Annotated in this window: 2 protein-coding genes; both read right to left on the bottom strand. The window is 64.4% G+C overall.

What is annotated here, in order from left to right:
- A partial coding sequence (locus tag BC363_RS29255; protein WP_065793352.1) for an electron-transfer flavoprotein:ubiquinone oxidoreductase occupies positions 1 to 1,463 on the bottom strand: 1,463 nt, incomplete at its 3' end.
- A gap of 8 nt (positions 1,464 to 1,471) precedes the next feature.
- The coding region (locus tag BC363_RS29250; RefSeq protein ID WP_202618636.1) for an FAD-binding protein at positions 1,472 to 1,652 on the bottom strand (181 nt) is incomplete at its 5' end.

Raw genomic sequence — 1,652 nt, 5'->3', positions numbered from 1 at the left:
TCCGAGCTGCGCTGCAGCTCCGGGTCCTTCACCTGCAGGTGGATCGGCTGGTCTTCCTCGTGGTTGGTGTTCGACAGGAACACCGAGGACAGCCGATCGAAGGTCAAGACGCCGTCGGGTTTCGGATAGTCGATGCGTCTGTGCTTGGCTGCCGGCTCCAGCGACTGAGCGTCGGTCTTGCCGTGCTTCAGCGTGCCGAAGAAGGAGAAGCCGAACAGCTGGTTGGTCCACATGTCGAGGCCTGCGAGCGCCACACCGAGCGCGGTGCCGAACTTCGACCACAGCGGCTTGACGTTTCTCACCCGCTTCAGATCCTTGCCGATGTCGGTCTGGCGCCATTCGTTCTCGATCTCGACCGGCTCGTCATTGGCGCGGCCCGAGGCGATCGCTTCCGCCAGCTTGTCGGCGGCGAGCATGCCCGACAGCACCGCATTGTGGCTGCCCTTGATGCGCGGCACGTTGACGAAACCGGCCGAACAGCCGATCAGCGCGCCGCCGGGGAACGACAGCTTCGGCACCGACTGGTAACCGCCCTCGGTGATCGCCCGGGCGCCGTAGGACAGCCGCTTGCCGCCTTCGAAGGTGCCGCGAATGGCCGGATGGGTCTTGAACCGCTGGAACTCCTCGAACGGGAAGAGATAGGGGTTCTTGTAGTTGAGGTGCACGACGAAGCCGACGGCAACCAGGTTGTCTTCGAGATGGTAGAGGAACGAGCCGCCGCCGGTCTTCATGCCGAGCGGCCAGCCGAACGAGTGCTGCACCAGACCGGGCCTGTGGTTCTCCGGCTTGACCTGCCACAGTTCCTTCAGGCCGATGCCGAATTTTTGGACGTCGCGGTCCTTCGACAGATCGAATTTTGCAATCAGCTGCTTGGCGAGCGAGCCGCGCACGCCCTCGCCGATCAGCGTGTATTTGCCCAAGAGCGCCATGCCGCGGGCGAAGTTCGGGCCCGGCTCGCCATTGCGCTCGATGCCCATGTCGCCGGTGGCGACGCCGATGACGGCGCCGGCGTCGTTGTAGAGCACTTCGGTGGCGGCAAAGCCCGGATAGATCTCGACGCCGAGCGCTTCGGCATGGCCGGCCAGCCAGCGACAGACATTGCCGAGCGAGACGATGTAGTTGCCATGATTGTTCATCAGCGGCGGCATGGCGAAGTTCGGCAGGCGGATCGAGCCGGCGGGGCCGAGCAGCAGGAACTGGTCGTCGGTGACCTCGGTCTTGAACGGATGCTCGGCCTCGTCGCGCCAGCCCGGCAGCAGCCGGTCGATGCCGATGGGATCGACGACGGCGCCCGACAGGATATGCGCGCCGACTTCGGCACCCTTTTCCAAAACCACGACGGAAAGTTCCGGATTGACCTGCTTCAGCCGGATCGCCGCGGAAAGCCCCGCAGGTCCCGCCCCGACGATCACCACGTCGAACTCCATGCTCTCGCGCTCGGGCAGCTCTTGTCGCTCGCTCATGTCCTTGCTCACAGCGCCTTTTCGAATTCCGGCAGGGCCTCGAACAGGTCGGCGACGAGGCCGTAATCGGCGACCTGGAAGATCGGTGCCTCCTCGTCCTTGTTGATGGCGACGATGACCTTCGAATCCTTCATGCCGGCCAGATGCTGGATCGCCCCGGAGATGCCGCAGGCGATGTAGAGATCGGGA

This window comes from Ensifer sp. LC384, assembly GCF_001695865.1.
GTDB lineage: Bacteria > Pseudomonadota > Alphaproteobacteria > Rhizobiales > Rhizobiaceae > Ensifer.
Note: the sequence above shows the minus strand (reverse complement) of the source record. Positions and strands in the feature narration are given on the sequence as shown.